This is a genomic window from Binatus sp. (SeqCode) (assembly GCF_036522015.1).
Taxonomy (GTDB): domain Bacteria; phylum Desulfobacterota; class Binatia; order Binatales; family Binataceae; genus Binatus.
Genome location: NZ_DATDGQ010000271.1, coordinates 1 through 1,783 on the forward strand (window position 1 = coordinate 1; position 1,783 = coordinate 1,783).

Below are 1,783 nucleotides of genomic sequence, written 5' to 3' on the forward strand. Positions count from 1 at the left end.
CGACCGGCTCGCCGCGCGGATTGAAGCCGAGCCGAATTTCCTTGACCGCGCCGACCGGCACGCCTTCCATCTTCACGGACGCGCCGACCAGCAGACCGTTCACGCTGCCCGAAAAGTACATCACGTACTCGCGAGTCTTGCGGAACAGGCGGCCCGAACCAAGCGCGACGATCGCGATGACAATTATCGCGACCGCGCCAACCGCGAACGCTCCGACCAGCGCCGGACTCACGCGTCTACCCATCGGTCTGCGCCTCTGCGCGACTTTCGAAGTCAGGGCGAAGAAACTTTTGCACGGCGGGAATATCGCAATGGTCGCGCAGTTCGCGCGGATCGCCTTGCGCGATCATCCGGCGCGATATCCCGTCGAGAAACACGGAGTTGTTTGCGATCATGAAGATGCTCGCGAGGTCGTGCGTGACGACCATAATCGTCGCGCCCAGACTGTCCCGGAGCTCGATGATCAGCTCGTTGAGGAGCCGGGTGCTTATCGGATCAAGTCCCGCGGACGGCTCGTCAAAGAAGAGCACGTCCGGATCCAGCGCCATCGCCCGTGCCAGCGCCGCACGCTTCTGCATACCGCCACTGATCTGGCTCGGATAATAGTCTTCGAAACCTTTGAGTCCGACCAATGACAGTTTGAGCCTCGCGATTGCTCGAATTTCCCATTCGCTCAGATCAGTGAACTCGGCGAGCGGCAATGCGACATTCTCCGCGAGCGTCATCGAACTCCACAGCGCGCCGGACTGATAGGTTACGCCGAAGCGCCGCAGCATATGCTGGCGTTCCTCGGTTGATGCGCGGGTGAAGCTTTTTCCTTCGTACAGGATCTCGCCGCGTGCGGGCTCGAGCAGTCCGATCATGTGACGCAGCAGAGTGGACTTGCCACATCCGCTTCCACCCATCACCACGAGGATATCGCCGCGGCGCACGATGAAGTTCAGGTCGCGCATCACTACGAAGTCGCCGAACGCCATCGTGAGATCGCGCACTTCGATTCGCGCCTCGAAGGCGCCGGCGCGCGCGGGTCTCGCGCCTGCTTCGCTCGATTTCGTCATCCGCTACCCGGGTTCATATGCCCAGCGCGTGGTAGACGAACGCGAAGATGCCGCATGCAACGACGATCAGCACGATTCCGGTCGCTACCGCCGATGTGGTCGCCTCGCCGACCGCCGATGAACTGCTGCCACATTGAAATCCGCGCATGCATCCGGACAGAGCCACCAGCGCGCCATAGACGGTGGCCTTCACCAGTCCGCCAATTATGTAACCCGCGGTTATCGACCGTGCGGTCTCGTGCAAGTAGACGGTCAGCGAAATGCCGAGCATCAGCGATCCGATCGTTGCGCCGCCGAAGATGGCGATCAGATCCGAGTAGAGGCAGAGCAGCGGCATCATTAATATCAGCGCGATCATGCGTGGCAGCACTAGAAACTCGAGCGGCGAAATTCCCATCGTCGAGAGCGCGTCGATTTCCTCGGTTACCTTCATCGTGCCCAGCGCGGCCGCGAACGCTGCGCCGGTGCGGCCTGCCATGATGATCGCGGTCATCATCGCACCCATCTCACGGGTGACGCCGATTCCGACCAGGTCAGCGACGTAGATTTGAGCGCCGAACTGACTGAGTTGGATCGCGCCCATGAACGCCAGGATGATTCCGACCAGGTAGCTGATTAGCGCTACGATTCCGAGCGCGTCCGCGCCGCACTGCTGAATTGCGAGCATCAGGTCCGATCTGCGAAAGCGAGCCTGCCCGCGCATCATGCGGCCGAACGCAAGGATC

General features: G+C 61.4%; 3 protein-coding genes. All 3 read right to left on the minus strand.

What is annotated here, in order from left to right:
• Positions 1–244, minus strand: a 244-nt coding sequence (locus VIW95_RS11645; RefSeq protein ID WP_331586620.1) for an MlaD family protein, incomplete at its 3' end; no start/stop codon positions are given.
• Entirely contained in the window at positions 237–1,058 is an 822-nt protein-coding gene (locus tag VIW95_RS11650) for an ABC transporter ATP-binding protein (RefSeq protein WP_331586622.1), read from the minus strand. The genes VIW95_RS11645 and VIW95_RS11650, both read right to left, overlap by 8 nt.
• Before the next feature lie 13 nt (positions 1,059–1,071).
• The coding region (locus VIW95_RS11655; protein ID WP_331586624.1) for an ABC transporter permease at positions 1,072–1,783 on the minus strand (712 nt) is incomplete at its 5' end.

What these genes read in the sequence shown, in the direction of transcription:
- VIW95_RS11650 (WP_331586622.1), bottom strand. Translation starts at nt 1,058, where the DNA reads ATGACGAAATCGAGCGAAGCAGGCGCGAGACCCGCGCGCGCCGGCGCC.